Below are 20,357 nucleotides of genomic sequence, written 5' to 3' on the forward strand. Positions count from 1 at the left end.
GGGTTGGGCCGAACTACGCCGTGAAACGCGGAAAAGCGCTGCGACCGGCGTAGCGTGCCGCGTCGTCGAGCTCTTCCTCGATGCGCAGCAGCTGGTTGTACTTCGCCACCCGCTCCGAACGGGCCGGGGCACCGGTCTTGATCTGGCCGGCGTTGGTGGCCACGGCGATGTCGGCGATGGTGGTGTCCTCGGTTTCACCGGAGCGGTGCGAGGTGATGGTGGTGTAGCCATTGCGCTGCGCCAGGGCCACGGCTTCCAGGGTTTCGGTCAGCGACCCGATCTGGTTGACCTTGACCAGCAGCGAGTTGGCGGTCTTGGCGTCGATGCCCTGCTGCAGGCGCTCCGGGTTGGTGACGAACAGGTCGTCGCCCACCAGCTGCACCTTGTCGCCGAGCTCGGCCGTCAGGGCTGCCCAGCCGTCCCAGTCGGATTCGTCGAGCGGGTCCTCGATGGACACCAGCGGGAAGTCTGCCACCAGCTGACCGTAGTAGGCGCTCATCTCCGCTGCCGTCAGGGCCTTGCCTTCGAACTGGTAGGCGCCGTCCTGGTAGAACTCGGAAGACGCCACGTCCAGGGCCAGGGCAATGTCCTTGCCCGGCGTGTAGCCGGCGCGGGTGATCGCCTCGGTGATCAGGTCCAGGGCTGCGCGGTTGCTGGGCAGGTTCGGAGCGAACCCGCCCTCGTCGCCCAGCCCGGTGGAGAGGCCCTTCTCCTTCAGCACATCCTTCAGGCTGTGGTAGACCTCCACGCCCCAGCGCAGCCCCTCGGAGAACGTTGCGGCGCCCAGCGGCACCACCATGAACTCCTGGATGTCGACGTCGGAGTCGGCGTGCGAACCGCCGTTGAGGATGTTCATCAGCGGCACCGGCAGCACGTGCGCGTTCGGTCCGCCCAGGTACTTGTACAGGGGAAGGTTGGCGGACTCGGCGGCGGCCGACGCCACGGCCAGCGAGACGCCCAGGATGGAGTTGGCGCCCAGATCGGATTTGTTGGACGTGCCGTCCAGGTCAAGCATGGTCTGGTCGATCAACCGCTGGTCGGTGGCGTCGAGGCCCACCAGTGCCGGCTGGATGGTGTCCAGCACGGCGGCCACGGCCTGGCTGACGCCCTTGCCCAGGTAGCGGCCCTTCTCGCCATCGCGGCGTTCGACGGCCTCGAAGGCACCGGTCGAGGCGCCGGACGGAACTGCGGCGCGGCCCATCGAGCCGTCGGACAGCAGCACCTCAACTTCAACGGTGGGGTTGCCGCGGGAATCAAGAATTTCACGCGCGTGGATGGCATCGATCAGCGCCATGGAGTAGCTCCTGTTCGTTGGAACGAAAGATGGAATGTCTGCAGGCAAGGCAACAGCCGGCCGCAAGGTCCGGCTTAAGACTAATCGAGATCAGCCGGTGGAGTTTTCTTCCGTTACGCGCTGCTGGAATCGCCGGACTGCGGCCCGGAGGGCCTGCTCCGGGTCCACGCCTGCCTCTGCAGCGCGGCGGACGACGGCGAACAGCGCCTCGCCGACCTCGGCTTCCCCCGGTGATCGGCCAAGGCCCTCAAAGGCCGCGCGGAGTTCCTCTGGCAGATGCGGTCCCTTCGCGGCAGGGTCGGCGTTGTGGCGCACCGGCTGCGTCTCCACGCGGCGCTGCGCGCCTTGGTCGACGATCGAGGGGCGGGACTCAGCGCTTTGGTCGACGACCGAGGGGCAGTGCTGGACGCTTTGGTCGCCGACCGACGGCTGGTGCTGGGCGCCTTGGTCGACGACCGAGGGGCGGGACTCAGCGCTTTGGTCGACGACCGAGGAGCGGCGTGCCCGGTCCAGGGATTTAGCCGCCAGGGTCAGTGCCGGCAGCGACGTCGGCACGCCGTCGAACGGAGTGCTGCGCTCCGGCTTCTCTGCGGCCTTGACCGCGTCATAGCTGGCCACGATCTCGGCGATGGTCTCCGGGAACGTCTCCTGCAGGGACCCGTCCGGCCGGAAAACGTGCCGGTTCCGCCGGATGAGTTTGGCGGTCAGTGCGGCAGCCACGGCGTCGAAATCAAAATGCCCGCGTTCTTCCTGCAACCGGGCATGCAGCAGCACCTGGAACAGCACGTCGGCCAGTTCGCCCCTGAGTTCGGCGACGTCGGCCGGGCCGGTGTGGCCCGTTTCGATCGCCTCGGCCAGCTCGTGCGCCTCTTCGACCAGGTACTCGATCAGCGATTCATGCGTCAGCGCGGCAGTCCACAAGCAGTGGTCGCGCAGTTGCGCGACCACCTCGAGCAGCCGCGGAACCGCCCAGCCCGGGCCGGGCTCCGCCGTCGTGCTGTCCCGGCGCCGTCCGGGTGATGGAGGAACGGAGTCGGGCATGGTCCCGTCAGTCCAGCTGGCTGCGGAAGCCCTCGGCGATGAACTCGACCAGTGCCTCGCGCTCTTCCAGCGGCAGGAAGGCGGCTTCTGCGGCGTTGAGCGTGATCTCCAACAGGTCGTCCAGATCGTAATCGAAGGTCTCCACCAGCAACTCGTACTCGTCCGAGAGCGTTACCCCGCTCATCAGACGGTTGTCCGTGTTGATCGTGACCTTGAACCCGGTCTGGTACAGCAGGTCGAACGGATGGGCCTCGATGCCTTCGCCGAAGACGGCGATGGCTCCGGTCTGGAGGTTGGACGACGGGCTGCACTCCAGCGGGATGCCGCGGTCGCGGACCCAGCTGGCGACGCGGCCCAGGGTGACCATACCGACCTCTTCGCCGTCTTCCTCGTCCGGGCCGAAGTCCACGGTGATGTCCTCGGCGATCCGCACGCCGTGGCCCAGCCGCAGTGCACGGCCGCTGACCAGGGCATCCGCGATGCTGTCCACTCCGGCCGCCTCGCCCGCGTGGACGGTGACCGGGAACTGGTGTTCGGCCAAGTAGGTGAAGGCGTCCTTGAAGCGCGAGGCCGGGAAGCCGTCTTCGGCACCGGCGATGTCGAAGCCGACGGCGCCGCGGTCGCGGTGGCGGATGGCGAGTTCGGCGATCTCCTGTGAACGGTCGGCGTGCCGCATGGCGGTGATCAGCTGTCCCACCTGGATGGGCCGTCCGCTGGCCTCGACCGCGTCCACGCCCGCTTCCAGTCCGGCCTGGACGGCTTCCACCGCTTCGTCCAAGGTCAGGCCCTTGGCCAGGTGCTGCTCCGGCGCCCAGCGGACCTCTCCGTACACGACGCCGTCGTCGGCCAGATCTTCGACGAATTCCTGTGCCACCCGGAACAGGCCTTCCTTGGTCTGCATGACGGCAACCGTGTGATCGAAGGTTTCCAGGTAGCGGACCAGCGAACCGGAGTCTGCCGACTCGCGGAACCACTCGCCCAGGGCCACCGGATCGGTGGAGGGCAGTTCGTGGCCCACGGCCGCGGCCAGTTCGATGATCGTGGCCGGACGCAAACCGCCGTCCAGGTGGTCGTGCAGAGATACCTTCGGCAGGCTGCGGATGTCGATGTCCATGTCGGCTGCGGTGTCTTCGGAGTAATCAGGCTCAGTCACACGCACCACCTTACGCGAGCACGTGGCCTGCCTGAACCGGCACGCCTGCTGCGGGCCGGTTCAATCGTCCAGAGCGGCCGTGGAACGGTTGCGCGACGGCACGCTGGCATGGACGTACGGCTCAAAGCGCACCGTGCGCGAACCGGATTCCGGCGGTTGGTCGCCGGGATGCCGCCACGCCTGGGCTGGGGCCCCGGCGGCCGACGACGCGCCGTCGTCGTCGGCGGCCTGCTGCCCTGCTCCGGCCGGCCCGGCCGGGCTGTGCGCGGCCTGTGCTGCCGCACGCAGCCGTGCGGCGTGGCGGCGGCCGACCAGCTTCATTGCATGGTCCAGCACCAGGCCCAGCGACAGTGCCAGCACGATGGCCAGGCCCGCGGCCAGCAGCGTGTGGTCATGGAACCACTGGCCCGCCAGCGCGCCGATGCCCACCGAGTACAAGGCCCACGAGATGCCGGCCGCCACCGAGAAAAGGACGAACTTGCGGTGGTGGTATCCGGTGGCCCCGGCCGTCATGTTGACTGCTACCCGGCCCACGGGGATGTAGCGGGCGCCCAAGATCAGCAGGGCGCCGCGCCGGTCCAGTTCCCGGCGGGCCCAGGCGAAGGCGGCGGCTACGCGTGGGCGCTGCATCCAGCGGAAGCGGTCCGCTCCGATGCTGCGGCCGATCAGATAAGCGATGTTGTCGCCGGCGATGGCGCCCGCCGCCGCCACGGCAACGATCAGCCAGATGTTGGGCGCTCCGGCCGAGATGGCGATCGCGGCCAGCGCGACGACGACCGATTCGCTGGGTACCGGTGGAAAGATGCCGTCGATCAGGCAGAGCGCCAAGAGCAGTGGGTAGATCCACCATTGTGCTGCCGCGTCGATGATGAAGACGCTGAGCGCGTCCATAAAAGTCTGCACGAGGTGTTCCTGTCCGCTGGATGTCTAGTCCAACGATGCCATGCCGCATTTGGTGCCGCTATCGGGTAAATCCCTGACCGGGCCCCCAACGATCGATGCCGCAGACCCTGCAGTGCGCCGGAGCCCTCCCCCTGGCTCCGGCCGCACACATCATCGTAGCGGGGTGTGGTAAGGCCGGGAAGAGGTTTATCCAGCGAATCTATAAACGGCTATCCCCAGATGTTTTCGGCTGGGGCTAGGCGATCCGGTCAATGATCAACCGGCGGGCAGGCCGGCTTCCCTCGGGAGCAATAACGACGGCGTCGCGCAGCGCGTCCTTGGCGCGGTCGAACTTCTCCGGGGTATCGGTCAGCAACGTCATGAGCGGTTCGCCAGCGCGGACAGTTGCCCCGGGCTTGGCATGCAGCCGAACGCCGGCACCGGCCTGCACGGCATCCTCCTTGCGGGCGCGTCCTGCACCCAGCCGCCAGGCCGCCACGCCCACCGACAGGGCGTCCAGTTGGACCAGCACACCGTCAGCCGGCGCGTAGACCACCTCGGATTCCTTGGCCACGGGCAAGGGCGCGTCGGGGTCACCGCCCTGGGCGCGGATCATGGACTTCCAGACATCCATCGCCCGGCCGTCGCGCAGCGCTGACGCCGGGTCGGCGTCGGCCACGCCGGCCGCCTGCAGCATCTCCTCGGCCAGCTTGACGGTCAGCTCCACCACGTCCTCGGGGCCGCCGCCGGCCAGCACCTCCACCGATTCCTCGACTTCGATGGCGTTGCCCGCGGTGAGCCCCAGCGGGGTGCTCATGTCCGTGAGCAGGGCCACGGTGTTCACGCCGGCGTCCTTGCCCAGGGCCACCATGGTTTCGGCCAGTTCGCGGGCGTTGCGCTCATCCTTCATGAAGGCACCGCTGCCGACCTTCACGTCCAGTACCAGCGAGCCGGTGCCTTCCGCGATCTTCTTGCTCATGATCGAAGAGGCAATCAGCGGGATCGCTTCCACCGTTCCGGTCACGTCCCGCAGCGCGTACAGCTTCTTGTCCGCCGGGGCCAAGCCGGAGCCGGCCGCGCAGATCACCGCGCCGACGTCGGCCAACTGGTTCATCATCTCGTCATTGGTCAGCAGCGCCCGCCAGCCCGGGATCGATTCAAGCTTGTCCAGGGTGCCGCCGGTGTGGCCCAGTCCGCGTCCGGACAGCTGCGGCACGGCCACACCGAAAACGGCCACCAGAGGGGCCAGCGGGAGGGTGATCTTGTCCCCCACTCCACCGGTCGAGTGCTTATCCGCCGTCGCCTTGCCGAGCGATGCAAAGTCCATCCGCTCGCCGGAGGCGATCATCGCCGTCGTCCAATGCGAGATCTCTTCCCGGTCCATGCCGTTGAGCAGGATGGCCATGTTCAGCGCGGACATTTGCTCGTCTGCGATGACCCCGCGGGTATAGGCATCGATGGTCCAGGCGATCTGCTCCGGGCTCAGCGTTCCCTTGTCGCGCTTGGTCCGGATGATGTCCACCGCGTCAAAAGTTTCGTTCATGCCCTCTTCCTCACTTGATCTGTGCCGGGTTATCAAGCCAGATGCTGCGGACCGAAGGCATCCGGCAGCACCTCGTCCATGGTCTTGACGCCGGCCGGCGTCATCAGCAGCATGCCGGGCGCCCGGAATTCGTACAGCAACTGCCGGCAGCGGCCGCACGGCATCAGCGCGCTGCCGTCCCGGTCCACGCAGCTGAAGGCAGCCAGTTTTCCGCCGCCGGTCATGTTCAACTGGCTGACCAGCGAACACTCGGCGCACAGGGTCAGCCCGTAGGACGCGTTTTCCACGTTGCAGCCGGAGACCACCCGCCCGTCGTCGGTCAGTGCCGCCGCGCCGACCGGGAACCCCGAGTACGGCACATAGGCCCGCTGCATGGCGTCCGCTGCGGCTCGTTGGAGTGCGTCCCAGTCAACCGGTCGGCCCGTCGTCGGTTCCATCCTTTACCCCTTGATGTACGGCACGCCGCTGGCGGCCGGCGGTCGGGCGCGGCCCACCAGACCGGCGACCGCGAAGATGGTCACCACGTAGGGCAGCATGGCCAGGAACTGGTTCGGCACCGTGGAGCCGAGGGCACTGAGCACGTACTGCAGGTTGGTGGCAAAACCGAACAGCAGGGCGGCGAAGAAGGCCCCGAGCGGGTTCCAGCGGCCGAAAATCAGCGCCGCCAGCGCGATGTAGCCCTGCCCGGCCGTCATATCCCGGCCGAAGCTGGAGACGAGGACCAGGGTAAAGAAGGCGCCACCGAACCCGGCGACGACGCCGGCCAGCAACACGTTCATGAACCGCATCCGGTTGACTTTCACGCCCAGTGTGTCGGCGGCCTTGGGGTGCTCGCCGACCGCACGGGTCCGCAGGCCCCATTTGGTGTGGAACAGGCCCACGTAGATGACCGCCAGCGCGATGTACATCAAGTAGCCGACCACCGACTGCTCAAACAGGATGGGGCCGAGCACCGGGATGTCGGACAGCACCGGGATGCTGATGATCGGCAGGCGCGGCGGCGAGTTCCACTTGGCCGGATCCGAGGAGAGGACGGTGGAGAACAGAAATCCGGTCAGGCCGGAGACCAGCACGTTGAGCACCACGCCGACAATCACCTGGTTGACGATGTACTTGATGCTGAACACCGCCAGCACCGCCGACACCAAGACGCCGCCGATGGCCGCGGCGGCCAGGCCAACGAAGGCGTTGCCGGAGAGCGATCCGGCAACCGCAGCCGAGAACGCGCCGAAGAGCAACTGCCCTTCGATGGCGATGTTGACCACGCCGGACCGTTCGCACAGCACGCCGGAGAGGGATCCGAAGATCAGCGGAACGGCCAAGGTGAAGGAACCGGCCAGCAGCCCGTAGAGGGCCACGTTCGGCGTGCGGGCGCTGCCCACCACCCAGGTCAGGAAAGCGACAATGAAGAGGACGGCAAAAACAGTCACCAGCCAGCCGGGGACCTTACGGCCGGACCGGACCAGCTGGAACGACCAGACGGCGGCGGCGAGCATCAGGATAGCGGTGACCCAGCCTGTGACGACTGCCGACAGCACGATATCGGGCAGCACTAGGGCGTCGTTGGTAGCCGACAGCCGGAAGGTGACGGAGTTGTCCGGGGCACCGATGGCGAAGACCAGGAGGGACAGGACGGAGAGCACGGCGAGGATGACCGGGGTCTTCCAGTTGCGCACGACGTCCGTGGGGGCCGAGCCCTGTTGCGGTTCGGTGGCAGTAGCCGTGCTCATGCTGCACCTCCGGTGCTTGCGGTCTTGCGGGGTTTCGCCGTCAACCGGCCCGGCTCAGGCAGTCGGAAAATTGCCCGGACCAGTGGCGGAGCGGCGATGAACAGGACAATCAGGGACTGGACCACCAGCACAATGTCGATCGCGGTGCCGGTGTTGGTCTGCATGGTGACGCCACCGGCGCGGAATGCGCCGAACAGCACACCAGCCGCGAACGTTCCCCACGGCGTCGAGCGCCCCAGCAGCGCGACGGTGATGGCATCAAAGCCGAAGCTGGCCGCTACACCGGCGGTCAACACCTGTTCGGTGCCGGCCACCTGGGCGGTGCCGGCCAGGCCGGCCAGCGCACCGGCGATCACCATGACCACGACGTAGCCCTTGGTGACGCTGATGCCCGCGGTCCGGGCGGCATGCGGGTTGGAGCCCACGGCGCGCAACTCGAAGCCGATCGTCGAACGGTTGAGCAGCCACCAGGCAAAGGCTGTGGCCAGGATGGCAACGATGAAGCCCCAATGCAGACGGAAGGCGTCGCCAAAGAGCGGCGGGTACATGGCCGTCTCGTCCAGCTGGGGACTGATCGGGTTGGTGGATCCCGGGCGCTGGAAGGCCGGAATGGTCAGCAGGTACAGCACCAAGTTGATGGCCACATAGTTGAGCATGATCGAGACGATCACCTCATGGGCGCCGGTTTTGGCCTTCAACAAGCCAACCAGGCCGCCCCAGAGTGCGCCGCCCACGATGCCGGCCAGGATGACCAGCAGCAGGTGCAGCCCCACCGGCAGGTGCCAGCTGAAACCCACCCAGGCGGCCAGGGTGGCGCCGATGATGATCTGGCCCTGGGCGCCGATGTTGAACAGCCCGGCACGGAAAGCCAGCGCAACGCCCAGACCGGCGCAGATCAGCGGCGCCGCCACCGTCAGCGTCTGGGTCAGCGGGTAGATCATCCGGGTAAAGGTGGACCCGTCGGCGTTGAAGACAGCCCCTTGGAAGAGGGCGATGTAGGCCTCGGATGAAGCTGTCCAGGCCGCGATCAACATGTCCTGCGGCCTGGCAAAGAAGTAGCTGGAAGTCCGGGCCACTTCTTCGTTGGTGAGTGCGATCAGGATGCCGCCGGCGACCAGCGCCAGCACCACCGCGAGGACCGATACCAGGGCATTGCCGGTGACGATCCGCTGGATCACGGTCTGCTGCTCGCGCAGTTCCGGCTGCAGCCGCTCCGCCGAGGCCGGGACCGCCGGCGGCGCCTGGGTGCCGTCGCCGAGTTCGGCGGCCGCTAGCAGCCGCTGCTCGTCGCTGGCCGCTGGCTTGCCACCGTGTTCCGGCCGGTTCCCGGTCTGCTGACCGGTCTCATCCGCACTCATGCCTCGCCTCCTTCGACGTCTGTCTGTTCTGCTTCGACCTGTGCCTGCTGTGCCTGCGCTTCCTCGGCGTTCATGCCGGCCATCATCAGGCCCAGCTCGCCGCGCGAAGTGCCCGCCGGCACGATCCCCATCAGCCGTCCTTGGTACAGCACGGCGATCCTGTCGGCCAGCTCCAGCACTTCGTCCAACTCGGTGGAGACGATCAGCACCGGGGTGCCGACGTCGCGCTCGGCGACGATCCGCTTGTGCAGAAACTCAATGGAGCCCACATCGACGCCACGGGTCGGTTGCGAGGCGATGAAGAGCTTCAAGGGCCTCGACAGCTCCCGCGCCATCACCACCTTCTGCTGGTTTCCGCCCGACAAGGTGCCCGCCGCGGCTTCCGCCGACTGCGTGCGCACGTCGAACTCGGCAATGTATTGCTCGGCATTCTTGTTGATCACGGCCGGTTTCATGGCCAGGCCGCGGGCGAAGGGCGGCTGGTCATAACGGTTGAGGATGAGGTTTTCCGCCACGGAGAAGGTACCGACCAGGCCTTCGACGCTGCGGTCCTCCGGCACAAAGCCGACCCCGGCTTCGATGATGTCCTTGACCTTTTTCCCCACCAACTCGTGGCCTTCCAGCCGGATGGAGCCGGACACATGGTCTTGCAAGCCCAGAATGGCCTCGGTCAGTTCGGTCTGTCCGTTGCCCTGCACGCCGGCCACTGCCATGATCTCGCCGCGGGCAATGCCAAAGCTGAGTCCGTCCACCACGCGCTGGCCGGTGGCCGAAAGCACGGTGAGGTCGGAGACCGTGAAGGTTTCCTCTCCCGGCTGCGCTGCTGCCTTGTTCAGGGTCAGGCTGACCGCCCGGCCCACCATCATTTCCGCCAATTCCGTGGTGGAAGCCGACGGCGGGGCGTCGCCGACCACCTTGCCGCGGCGGATCACGGTAATGATGTCCGAAACCGCTTTGACCTCGCGCAGCTTGTGCGAAATGAAGACGATCGCTTTGCCGTCGGCCTTGAGCTGGCCCATGATGCCCAGCAGTTCATCGGTTTCCTTGGGCGTGAGCACAGCGGTCGGCTCGTCCAGAATCAAGACTTCGGCGTCGCGGACCAGAGCCTTGATGATTTCCACGCGCTGCTGCACGCCGACGGGCAGGTCCTCGATCACGGCGTCCGGGTCCACCTGGAAGCCGTACTGGTCCGAGATCTCCCGGATCCGGGCCCGGGTGTCGTCGAGGTTCAGCATGCCGGCGGCCTTCGTGGCCTCGTTGCCCAGCGCCACGTTTTCCGCGACCGTAAAGACCGGGACCAGCATGAAGTGCTGGTGCACCATGCCGATGCCGGCAGCCATGGCGTCGCCGGGCCCGTCGAAGGTCACCGGCTTGTCGTCGACCAGAATCTGGCCTTCGGTCGGCTCGTAGAGCCCGTAAAGGACGTTCATCAGTGTCGACTTCCCGGCCCCGTTTTCGCCGAGCAGGCTGTGCACCTGGCCCGGCTGGACCACAAGGTCAATGTGGTCGTTGGCGACCAGGGAACCGAACCGTTTGGTGATTCCTTTGAGCTCGAGCTTCAAACCCCAACCCACCTGTTCTTTGTCCGTAGGTACGACGGTCCTCGTCCGGCATCGTCGGGCGGTGCCGGTCCTTCAAGCTGTGCCTAGCCTAAACCGATTCGGCTGCTGACAGCACGAACCGCCGCCCTCGGCACCGATGTCCGGCACGGAGAGCGGCGGTTCGCTTCATGCTTACTGCTGCGGGCTGGCCTTGGATTCGACCTTGATCTCGCCGGAGATGATCGATTCCTTGATGGTGTCCAGTTCCGACTTGGTGTCGTCGGATACCGCAGCGTCGAGATCGTGGAACGGAGCCAGTGCCACGCCGCCGTTTTCCAGCGTTCCGACGTACGGGGTGCTGTCGAAGTTGCCCTCGGTGTCGGTCTTGATGACGTCCTCGACGGCGTTGCCCATCAGCTTCATCACGGAGGTGAGGATGAATTCCTCTGCCTTGCCCGCGGTCTCGTAGCCGTCCGAGTCAACCCAGACAACCTTGGCCTCCTTGCCGTCGGCGTTGGCCTCGATCACTGCATCCAGGGTGCCCAGGCCAACCGGCCCGGCCACCGGCATGATGATGTCGGCGCCTTCGTTGATGAAGTTCAGGGTGTTGGTCTTGCCCTTGCCCTGGTCCTCGAAGTTGCCCACGAAGGTGCCGTTCTGGGACTTCTTGTCCCAGCCGAGCAGTTCAACATTGGCGTCCTTCTGCTTGTTGTAGTAGTCCACGCCATCGGCGAAACCGTCCATGAAGATGGTGACGGTCGGGATGTTCATTCCGCCGTAGGTGGCCACCTTGCCGGTCTCGCTGGTTGCCGCGGCGGCGTAGCCGGCCAGGAACGCAGCCTGGGCGGTGTCGTAGACGATCGGCTTGACGTTGTCGGTGAACTCCGGGTCGTTGTAGTCGACGATCGCGAAGTTGGTCTCGGGGTTGTCTGCCGCAGCTTCCTTGGTGACGTCGCCCAGCAGGAAGCCCACGGTGAGGATCATGTTGCAGTCGGCCTGCACCATGGCGTCCACGTTCGGGCCGAAGTCGGTCTCGGCCTGGGATTCCGCTTCACGGATCTTGATGCCCAGGTCCTGTTCGGCCATCTTCAGGCCTTCATAGCTGGACTGGTTGAACGAACGGTCGTCGAATCCGCCGGAGTCGGAAACGATGCAGCCCAGGTAATCGGTGGCTTCCGCTGCCGGGCTGCCGCTGCCGCCTTCCTGGGCCGGCGGAGCACCGCAGCCGGTCAGGACCAGGGCGGACGCGCCGAGCACTGCGGCGGAGAGGCCGGTGCCACGCTTGATCTTGCGCAGTGAAGTCTTCAATTATCCTCCATAAAAGAATGTCTGCCCACGCCACAGTTCAATGGTTGCTTCACAAAGTGCGGCGCATGCCTTGTACTCCGCGTGGCACAACACCTGGCCTGCAGGTGCACAGTTGATGAGCCTACAGTAGTGGGCCGCCGGGCAACGGGCGACGCCATCGGACGTGCGCGCCCGGATTGTTGAAAAGTTGTTACTTTTGGGTAGCTCCGGCCGCGATATCCCGGTGGCGCCGTGCGGCCAGCGTCGCTGCCTTGGCCATCACCCGGACGCCCACGCCGATGGCATGCTCGTCCGGGGTGTAGTCGCCCCGGTGCAGATCAAAGGTTTCGCCCCCGGGGGTCCGCGTTCCCAGCCGCATCATGGCGCCGGGCACTTCCTGTGTCATCCAGGCAAAGTCCTCGCCGCCCATGGACTGCGGGGTCAGCGTCACCGCGTCTTCACCCAATTCGCTCCGGGCCGCGGCTTCGATCAGCGCCGTCTCCCGCTCGGTATTGATGACCGGCGGAACCCCGCGGATGTGTTCCAGTTTCACGTCCACGCCGAACGGTGCCGCTACTTGTGTCACTACCTCGTCCACCAGTTCCCCGGCGGCCTGCCAGGCTTCGCCGTCGAGGCAGCGCATGGTTCCGGCCATGTAGCCGACGGCCGGGATGGCGTTCGGGGCCGCGCCGGCCTGGATCTGTCCCCAGACCAGCGAAACAGCACTGCGGACGTCGATCCGCCGGTTGATCACGGCCGGCACACTGACAGCGATCTCGGCCAGCGCGAACACCAAGTCCTCCGTCAAGTGCGGACGCGAGGTGTGTCCGCCACGGCCATTGAGCTGGATGCGGATGGTGTCGGAGGCGGATGTGATGGCGCCGATCCGGGTACCGACCTGTCCGACGTCGATCCGCGGGTCGCAGTGCAGCGCCAGGATGCGCGGCAGGCCTTCCAGGACGCCCTGCTCAATGACGGCCAAAGCCCCGCCCGGCATGGTTTCCTCGGCCGGCTGGAAAATCACCCGGACGCGCGCTGGCAACTCGCCTTCCAGGTCGAGCTTGCGCAGCACAAGCGCTACACCGAGCATCACCGTGGTGTGGATATCGTGCCCGCAGGCGTGGCTGATGCCGGTATTGACCGAAGCGTAGGCCAGGCCGGTTTCCTCCAGGATCGGCAGCGCGTCAATGTCCGCGCGCAGTCCGATGGCCAGAGGGCCTTCGCCGACGTCCACAAAAAGCCCGGTCCCGTCCAGCCGCTGCGGTTCCAGTCCTGCGGCCGCCAACCGGGCCGCGAGCTTCTCGGTGGTGAGGAATTCCTTGTGCGACAGCTCGGGATGCTGGTGCAGGTCCCGCCGGAAGTGCCTCAGCTCATCCAGCAGCGGCGATGCCCAGACGCCGATATTGAGATTGGCCGTCGGAGTTTCTGAAATCTTCTGCACACAAGCACTCTAGCGACTTGCGCGCGTGCCGACTCAGGCGGGGTGCCGGACACTGGTGTTTCCCGGTAACTTTTGCCAGCTTCCGCCGGTTCCGCTCCGCCGGTTCCGCTACAGGACGTCGGTATCGCCGCTGGCTTTGAGGTGTTCCACGGCCGACTTCACCTTCTGCGCGTGTTCCTTGGTGGTGACCAGCAGCGCGTCCGGGGTATCGACCACGACGACGTCGTCGATCCCGATCAGCGCGATCACCCGCTTGGTATCGGAGACCACGACGCCGGTAGCGGACTCGGCGAAGACCCTCGCCCCGTCGCCGAGCACCGTCAGCCCGGACGTTTCGCTGGCGGTGTTCAGCCGCCCGATGGCGGCGAAGTCGCCGACGTCGTCCCAGGAGAACGAACCAGGGATCATCGCCACGTCCCCCGCGGCCGCCGCAGGTTCGGCCACCGCGTAGTCGATGGCTGTCTTGGGCAGGCCGGGCCAGACCCGCCGCATCACCGTTCCGCGCTCCGGCGTGTCCCAGGACTCGGCGATCTCGGTCAACCCGGCGAACAGCTCTGGCTCATTGGTCTCCAGGTGCTTGAGCAGTACGTCCACGGGGGCCACGAACATGCCCGCGTTCCACGAATACTCCCCGGTCGCCAGGTAGCCGCGCGCCACCTGCTCGTCCGGCTTCTCCACGAACTCGGCTACCGCATGCGCGTTTGGAGCCCCCGGCACTTGCAGCGCCCCGGCGGAGCGGATGTACCCGAAGCCGGTGGCCGGGTGGGTCGGCGTGATCCCGATCGTGACGATGTAGCCTTCGGCCGCGGTATGCACTGCCTCCCGCACCGCCTGCTGGAAATCTTCTACCGGGGTGATCACCTGGTCGGCGGCGAACGATCCCATGATGATGCGCGGATCGCGGCGGTGCAGGATGGCCGCGGCCAGGCCGATGGCCGCCGCGGAGTCCTTCGGTTCCGGCTCCAGCACCAGGTTGGCGTCCTCCAGTTCCGGCAACTGCGCGCAGACGGCCTGGCGGTGGACCTTGCCGGTGACCACCAGCGTCCGCCCGTGGCACAACGGCTCCAGGCGTGCATACGTGGCGCGGATCAGCGTGGACCCGGACCCGGTGAGGTCATGCAGGAATTTAGGTGCCGCCGCCCGCGACAGCGGCCACAACCGGGTCCCGGTACCGCCGGCCGGGATCACGGCATAGAAACGATCCAGCACGGCATCATCGGCCGCGCCCCGGCCTGCATCTTGAGTCTTCACCCTCTCCACGGTAATCCCCTGAAAAGCTGCTGGCCTCCACCCCGGGGCTGATTTCGTGCGCCGACGGCAGTTGCCCCGCACAGGACGGAACGAAAAACCACAATTAGGGCATGATTAAGTTGCGTATATCGCCGAAATCCCGCGGAATACCGCGGCGGGGCCACCCTCTTGCCGATTGCTGTTAAAAAGGTCACACTGGCTGGTTCCTAAATTGAATAAGCCCTCAGCGAAGCCTAGATTAGTCTTGAGCTAAAGAGCGCTCTCGCACCGGCGTCAACTCTTGCGTGGAAGCCACGCTGCGCCTCTGCGATGCAGGGAGGGTAATTCAGTGTCGAAGACACCAGCAGGGACCTTATACCGCGGCCGAGAAGGCATGTGGTCTTGGGTAGGACACCGCATCACGGGCGTCTCAATCTTTTTCTTTCTCTTGGTACACGTACTCGACACCGCGTTGGTCCGGGTATCTCCGGGTGCCTACGACGCCGTCATGGCCACGTACAAGAACCCGATCATGGCCGTCTTGGAAGCCGGTCTCGTCGCAGCCATCGTCTTCCATGCCTTCAACGGGCTGCGGATCATCCTCATCGACTTCTGGAAGAAGGGCCCCAAGAACCAGGCCAAGCTTCTGTGGGGCGTCGTCGGTCTGGCGGTCATCGTCATGATTCCGTTCCTCATCCGCCACCTCACGCTCGCTTTCACGTTCGCCTTCAACGGGGGTCACTAACTCATGTCGGTCAACTCTGAAATCCAGGCTCCCCGCAGCGCACGCATTGCTCCCGAGTACATGCGCAACAAGGGGCGCAAGGGCAACTTTGAGATGTACGCCTGGCTGTTCATGCGGCTCTCCGGCCTCATCCTGGTCGTGCTCGTCTTCGGCCACTTGTTCGTCAACCTGATGCTGGGCGATGGCGTCCATGCGATCAACTTCGGCTTCGTGGCCGGCAAGTGGGCGGACCCGTTCTGGCAGGTGTGGGACCTGGCCATGCTCTGGCTGGCTATGCTGCACGGCACCAATGGTGTCCGCACCATCATTGAGGACTACGCGGAGAAGGACAGCACCCGTTTCTGGTTCAAGATGGTGCTGTACGTGGCCTCTGCCGTCATCATCGTGCTCGGCACCCTGGTGATCTTCACCTTCGATCCCTGCCCGGCCAACGCCAGCGCTGAGCTGCTGCCGTCCTTCTGCCCGGCACCGTAACCGGGTCCGCGGAGAACGCGGTCCCGCTGCCTCGCCGCGGGTTTGAAGCGGCGGCAATCTTCAGTTCAACAGAAAGAGCATCCAGTATGCAGGTCCATAAGTACGACGTCGTCATTGTCGGTGCAGGTGGCGCCGGAATGCGCGCGGCCATCGAATCCGGCCAGCGCGCGCACACGGCAGTACTGACCAAGCTGTACCCCACTCGTTCCCACACCGGCGCTGCCCAGGGCGGCATGTGCGCCGCGCTGGCCAACGTCGAAGAGGACAACTGGGAGTGGCACACCTTTGACACCATCAAGGGCGGGGACTACCTGGTAGACCAGGACGCCGCCGAAGTGATGGCCAAGGAAGCCATCGACGCCGTGCTGGACCTGGAAAAGATGGGCCTGCCGTTCAACCGGACGCCCGAAGGCAAGATCGACCAGCGCCGCTTCGGCGGGCACACCCGCGACCATGGCAAGGCCCCCGTGCGCCGCGCCTGCTACGCCGCGGACCGCACCGGCCACATGATCCTGCAGACCCTGTACCAAAACTGCGTCAAGCACAACGTTGAGTTCTACAACGAGTACTACGTGCTGGACCTGCTGATGGTGGAGGAAGACGCCGTCCGCGAAGACGGCACGCCGTACAAGCAGAAGCGCGTTGCCGGCGTCGTCAGCTATGACCTCGCCTCCGGCGAACTCCACGTCTTCCAGGCGAAGTCCGTGATCTTCGCCTCCGGCGGCGTGGGCAAAGTCTTCAAGACCACGTCCAACGCCCACACCCTCACCGGTGACGGCATGGGCATCGCCTTCCGCCGCGGCCTGCCGCTGGAGGACATGGAGTTCGTCCAGTTCCACCCGACCGGCCTGGCCGGCCTGGGCATCCTGCTCTCCGAGGCCGCCCGCGGCGAAGGCGGAATCCTCCGCAACGCCGACGGTGAGCGTTTCATGGAGCGCTACGCCCCCACCATTAAGGACCTGGCGCCGCGCGACATTGTGGCCCGCTCGATGGCCCTTGAGGTCCGCGAAGGGCGCGGCTGCGGCCCGAACAAGGACTACGTCCTCCTCGACCTGACCCACCTGGAGCCGGCGCACATTGACGCCAAGCTGCCGGACATCACCGAGTTCGCCCGCACCTACCTGGGCGTCGAGCCGTACACCGAGCCGGTGCCGGTCTTCCCCACGGCGCACTACGCCATGGGCGGCATTCCAACCAACATCAAGGGCGAAGTGCTGCAGGACAACGACACCGTTGTTCCCGGCCTGTACGCCGCCGGCGAGGTTGCCTGCGTTTCCGTGCACGGCTCCAACCGCCTGGGCACCAACTCCCTGCTGGACATCAACGTGTTCGGCAAGCGCTCCGGCATCAACGCGGCCGAGTACGCCAAGACCGCGGACTTTGTGGAACTGCCGGAGAACCCGGAGCAGTACACGATGGACCTGCTCGAGACCGTCCGCGGTGCCGCCGGTACCGAGCGTGTCGCCCAGATCCGCAAGGAACTGCAGGACATCATGGACGCCAACGTTCAGGTGTTCCGCGATGAGCGGTCCCTGACCGAAGCGCTGAACGTGATCGCGTCGCTGCGTGAGCGCTACAAGAACATCAGCGTCCAGGACAAGGGCAAGCGGTTCAACCTGGACCTGCTCGAGGCCGTGGAACTCGGCTTCCTGCTGGACATGGCCCAGGTCATGACCGTGGCCGCGCTGCACCGCACGGAGTCCCGCGGCGGACACTTCCGCGAGGACTTCCCGGACCGCGACGACGAAAACTTCATGAAGCACTCCATGTGCTACCTGGATGCCGATGCCGTCACCGACGTGACGGCAGGCATCCGCATGGATACCAAACCGGTGGTATTCACGCGCTACGAACCGATGGTGAGGAAGTACTGATGAGCACCCCGACCGAAATTCCCGAAGGACCGTCTAAGGTCGAGCTGGCTCCCGGGGTCGGCGGCGGCGGCGAAATCCCCAGCTTCGACGTCACCCTGAAGGTTCGCCGCTACGATCCCGAGGTTTCCGCGGAAGCCCGCTGGGACGAGTTCAAGGTCACCATGTACGGTACGGACCGCGTTCTGGACGCGCTGCACAAGGTCAAGTGGGAGCATGACGGCTCGGTCTCCTTCCGCCGCTCCTGCGCCCATGGCGTCTGCGGTTCCGATGCGATGCGCATCAACGGCCGCAACCGCCTGGCCTGCAAGACCCTGCTGAAGGACCTTGACACCTCCAAGCCGATCACGGTGGAGCCGATCAAGGGCCTGCCGGTGGAGAAGGACCTGATCGTGGACATGGAGCCGTTCTTCCAGTCCTACCGCGAGATCATGCCCTTCCTGATCAACAACGGCCACGAGCCCACCCGCGAGCGGCTGCAGTCCGCGGAGGACCGCGAGCGGTTCGACGACACCACCAAGTGCATCCTCTGCGCAGCCTGCACGTCCTCGTGCCCGGTGTTCTGGACCGACGGCCAGTACTTCGGTCCGGCCGCGATCGTGAACGCGCACCGCTTCATCTTCGACTCGCGCGATGACGCCGGTGACATGCGTCTGGAGATCCTCAACGACAAGGAAGGCGTGTGGCGCTGCCGCACCACCTTCAACTGCACCGAGGCGTGCCCCCGCGGCATCCAGGTGACCAAGGCCATTGCCGAGGTCAAGCAGGCCGTCCTGAGCCGCTCCGTCTAGTTGCTCCAGCAGTCCAACGGGTCATCCCGGGACTAGCCCCACGTGGCGCCGACTCCGCCCAGGAGTCGGCGCCACATGGCATTTAAGGCTCGCGTGGGAACCTAGGGCTCGCGTGGGGACCTAACGCCCGCGTGGGAACCGAAGGCTCGCGTGGGGACCTAACGCCCGCGTGGGAACCGAAGGCTCGCGTGGGGGACCTAACGCCCGCGTGGGAACCGAAGGCTCGCGTGGGGACCTAGGGCTGGTGTGGGGACCTAAGCCTCGGTCCGGACGGCTGTCAGACGACCGCCGCTCCCCCGTTCCGGCTGGGTCCTTTCCCGGGCTTCCGGCGGCGCAGGCGCCATGCCCGCCGCCGCAGCGAGCGGCTGCCCCGGCCGCCTGCCAACGCATGCCTGGCCACCGCGTCCGCCTTGCCGATGGCTCCCCAGGCAGTGGCGACCATGTACAGCTGGCTGAGCAGGTAGAACCACACGAACAGGCCTAAGATGACGGCGGAAGAGGCCAGCAGCGGATTGTTGCCGACACTGCCCAAGAGGATCGAGGAGAAGTACCGGAGCACGGTGCTCCCGGCTCCGGCAATCAACGCGCACTGCAGCATGATGGGGCGCGGCATCCGGATCCCTGATGCCACCCGGAACAGGACCACTGCCACCGCCATGTCCAGCAGCAGCATGATCACGATGCTGCCGATGCGCGCCAGCGGTTCGGCAGCGGCGCCTTCGAAGTGCAGCCAGTCCACGATCAGGCCCAGGGCGGTATTAGCAACGACGGCGAGGGCCGTGGTCACGATCAAGGCCACGGCCAGGATCAGCAGCGTTCCCGTGTCCTTGAGCTTGACCAGAACGATGTTCCTCTTCAGCGGCGGCAGGTCGAAGATGCCGCGCATGCCGGTGCGCAGTCCGGCGATCCACCCCAGTGACGTCCAGATCATCAGCGCCGTGGAAATGACGAGGCTGACGCCGAATCCGCCGCCCAGCGAGAACAGTTGCTCGGGTGTGACCAGGCCGTCCCCGGTTTCGCCGGTGGTGTTGATCAGGCCTGGGGTGGTCTCGTCCAGCACCCGGATGATGGCCAGCTGCAGTTCACGGTTGCCGGAGACCACCAGGCCGAGAATGGAGAACCCTGCGACCAGCATCGCTGCCACCGAGAAGAACAGGTTGTAGGCGCAGCCGGCGGCCAGCAGCGGCCCGTGCCGCAGTGCGTAGAGATTGAAGACCCGCATCAGTCGCCAGGAATTGAGCTGCGCCAGCCGGTACTGGGCGCTGGCCAGCATCCCCTTCCATCTGCCGCCTTCGCGCCTGGCCCGGCCTGCTTCGCGCCGCAGCCTTAGGGCAGCGAGGACCATTTGCTGCCGTTGCAGCGGGTCCGGCCTTCCGTCAGCCTTCTCCTGCGGATTCGGCGCCAAAGGCCAACTCTTCCCGTAGTTTCCACACACCCGTCGCATCGTGCTCGTAGAGGCCCATGCTACTGACGAGGAAGGCTGCCTCATAACCGGCGAGCTTGCTCTCGGCCGAATCCATGCTGGCGTCGCTGACATCGTGGGCCACGGTGACATGCGGGTGGAAGTCGAACTCGAGTTCGCGTTCCAGGGGCCCGGACTGCAGCTTGCGGTGCAGTTCAACGCAATCGTTGAAACCGTCCCGGATGCCCAGATAGACCACCGGCGAGACCGGACGGAAACTACCCGTTCCGCACATGGCCAACGTGAAGGGGGCCTGCTGGCGGGCAACCGAGCGCACGTGGTCGGTCGCCTCATCCCAGTCGTGCACCGGGGTGGTGGTGATCAGGGTGATGTGCGGCGGGATCACCGCGGCCAGCGGGTCCCCGAAGGACGCCCGCCAGCCGCGCAGTTCGCTGGCCATGGGCTCGGGGATCCCGATCACCACTCCGACGCTCCCGACTGCAGGCCGGGCACCCGGGTCAGTACCGCCGTCGTGCTCCACGCGGGCGATGCTGTCCTGGTCCTGCTGGCTCAT

General features: G+C 66.0%; 18 protein-coding genes. 4 read left to right on the forward strand and 14 right to left on the reverse strand.

Annotated features, from left to right (window positions below; all coding sequences use genetic code 11):
- Positions 1–13: 13 nt before the first annotated feature.
- The 12 genes from eno to E4J89_RS01835 form a co-directional block, all read right to left on the reverse strand.
- Positions 14–1,294, reverse strand: a complete 1,281-nt coding sequence (gene eno, locus E4J89_RS01780) for a phosphopyruvate hydratase (protein WP_136784366.1) — start codon at positions 1,292–1,294, stop codon at positions 14–16.
- Between the two features lie 90 nt (positions 1,295–1,384).
- Positions 1,385–2,335, reverse strand: coding sequence for a MazG nucleotide pyrophosphohydrolase domain-containing protein (locus E4J89_RS19630; protein WP_240691627.1), 951 nt, complete (start codon positions 2,333–2,335; stop codon positions 1,385–1,387).
- A gap of 7 nt (positions 2,336–2,342) precedes the next feature.
- On the reverse strand, positions 2,343–3,449 hold the full coding sequence (locus tag E4J89_RS01790; RefSeq protein ID WP_136784563.1) for an adenosine deaminase: 1,107 nt from the start codon (positions 3,447–3,449) through the stop codon (positions 2,343–2,345).
- A 99-nt stretch (positions 3,450–3,548) separates the two neighbouring features.
- Positions 3,549–4,391: a DedA family protein gene (locus E4J89_RS01795; protein ID WP_136784367.1), complete on the reverse strand. Its 843-nt coding sequence runs from the start codon at positions 4,389–4,391 to the stop codon at positions 3,549–3,551.
- A 235-nt stretch (positions 4,392–4,626) separates the two neighbouring features.
- The gene (locus E4J89_RS01800; protein WP_136784368.1) at positions 4,627–5,913 is read right to left on the reverse strand and encodes a thymidine phosphorylase; all 1,287 of its coding nucleotides are present in this window, start codon (positions 5,911–5,913) and stop codon (positions 4,627–4,629) included.
- A gap of 32 nt (positions 5,914–5,945) precedes the next feature.
- Positions 5,946–6,350: a cytidine deaminase gene (locus E4J89_RS01805; RefSeq protein WP_136784369.1), complete on the reverse strand. Its 405-nt coding sequence runs from the start codon at positions 6,348–6,350 to the stop codon at positions 5,946–5,948.
- 3 nt (positions 6,351–6,353) lie between these two features.
- Positions 6,354–7,643 (reverse strand): ABC transporter permease, encoded by a 1,290-nt coding sequence (locus tag E4J89_RS01810; protein ID WP_136784370.1) that lies wholly within the window; start codon positions 7,641–7,643, stop codon positions 6,354–6,356.
- On the reverse strand, positions 7,640–9,001 hold the full coding sequence (locus E4J89_RS01815; protein ID WP_136784371.1) for an ABC transporter permease: 1,362 nt from the start codon (positions 8,999–9,001) through the stop codon (positions 7,640–7,642). Before E4J89_RS01815 ends, E4J89_RS01810 begins: the two co-directional genes overlap by 4 nt.
- Positions 8,998–10,563 carry an ABC transporter ATP-binding protein gene (locus E4J89_RS01820; RefSeq protein ID WP_136784564.1) on the reverse strand — a complete coding sequence of 522 codons (1,566 nt, stop codon included), beginning with the start codon at positions 10,561–10,563 and terminating at the stop codon, positions 8,998–9,000. Before E4J89_RS01820 ends, E4J89_RS01815 begins: the two co-directional genes overlap by 4 nt.
- A 171-nt stretch (positions 10,564–10,734) precedes the next feature.
- Positions 10,735–11,850 carry a BMP family ABC transporter substrate-binding protein gene (locus tag E4J89_RS01825; RefSeq protein WP_169303893.1) on the reverse strand — a complete coding sequence of 372 codons (1,116 nt, stop codon included), beginning with the start codon at positions 11,848–11,850 and terminating at the stop codon, positions 10,735–10,737.
- 190 nt (positions 11,851–12,040) lie between these two features.
- The gene (locus tag E4J89_RS01830) at positions 12,041–13,270 is read right to left on the reverse strand and encodes an amidohydrolase (RefSeq protein WP_136784372.1); all 1,230 of its coding nucleotides are present in this window, start codon (positions 13,268–13,270) and stop codon (positions 12,041–12,043) included.
- Between the two features lie 108 nt (positions 13,271–13,378).
- Positions 13,379–14,521: a mannose-1-phosphate guanylyltransferase gene (locus E4J89_RS01835; protein ID WP_136784373.1), complete on the reverse strand. Its 1,143-nt coding sequence runs from the start codon at positions 14,519–14,521 to the stop codon at positions 13,379–13,381.
- 328 nt (positions 14,522–14,849) lie between these two features.
- Here E4J89_RS01835 and sdhC point away from each other — a divergent pair, with 328 nt between their 5' ends.
- From sdhC to E4J89_RS01855, 4 genes are all read left to right on the forward strand, one after another.
- Positions 14,850–15,245 carry a succinate dehydrogenase, cytochrome b556 subunit gene (gene sdhC, locus E4J89_RS01840; RefSeq protein ID WP_136784374.1) on the forward strand — a complete coding sequence of 132 codons (396 nt, stop codon included), beginning with the start codon at positions 14,850–14,852 and terminating at the stop codon, positions 15,243–15,245.
- Between the two features lie 3 nt (positions 15,246–15,248).
- The gene (locus tag E4J89_RS01845) at positions 15,249–15,719 is read left to right on the forward strand and encodes a succinate dehydrogenase hydrophobic membrane anchor subunit (protein ID WP_136784375.1); all 471 of its coding nucleotides are present in this window, start codon (positions 15,249–15,251) and stop codon (positions 15,717–15,719) included.
- 86 nt (positions 15,720–15,805) lie between these two features.
- A complete protein-coding gene (gene sdhA / locus E4J89_RS01850; RefSeq protein WP_136784376.1) occupies positions 15,806–17,593 on the forward strand; it encodes a succinate dehydrogenase flavoprotein subunit in 1,788 nt (595 codons plus the stop codon).
- Positions 17,593–18,381 carry a succinate dehydrogenase iron-sulfur subunit gene (locus E4J89_RS01855; RefSeq protein WP_136784377.1) on the forward strand — a complete coding sequence of 263 codons (789 nt, stop codon included), beginning with the start codon at positions 17,593–17,595 and terminating at the stop codon, positions 18,379–18,381. Before sdhA ends, E4J89_RS01855 begins: the two co-directional genes overlap by 1 nt.
- Positions 18,382–18,658: 277 nt before the next feature.
- On the opposite strand, the gene E4J89_RS01860 is transcribed toward E4J89_RS01855, so the two are convergent.
- On the reverse strand, positions 18,659–19,654 hold the full coding sequence (locus E4J89_RS01860; protein WP_169303894.1) for a YihY/virulence factor BrkB family protein: 996 nt from the start codon (positions 19,652–19,654) through the stop codon (positions 18,659–18,661).
- A gap of 103 nt (positions 19,655–19,757) precedes the next feature.
- The gene (locus E4J89_RS01865) at positions 19,758–20,357 is read right to left on the reverse strand and encodes a 2'-5' RNA ligase family protein (RefSeq protein ID WP_136784379.1); all 600 of its coding nucleotides are present in this window, start codon (positions 20,355–20,357) and stop codon (positions 19,758–19,760) included.

Origin of the sequence: Arthrobacter sp. CAU 1506 (assembly GCF_005047635.1) — a bacterium.
GTDB lineage: Bacteria > Actinomycetota > Actinomycetes > Actinomycetales > Micrococcaceae > Crystallibacter.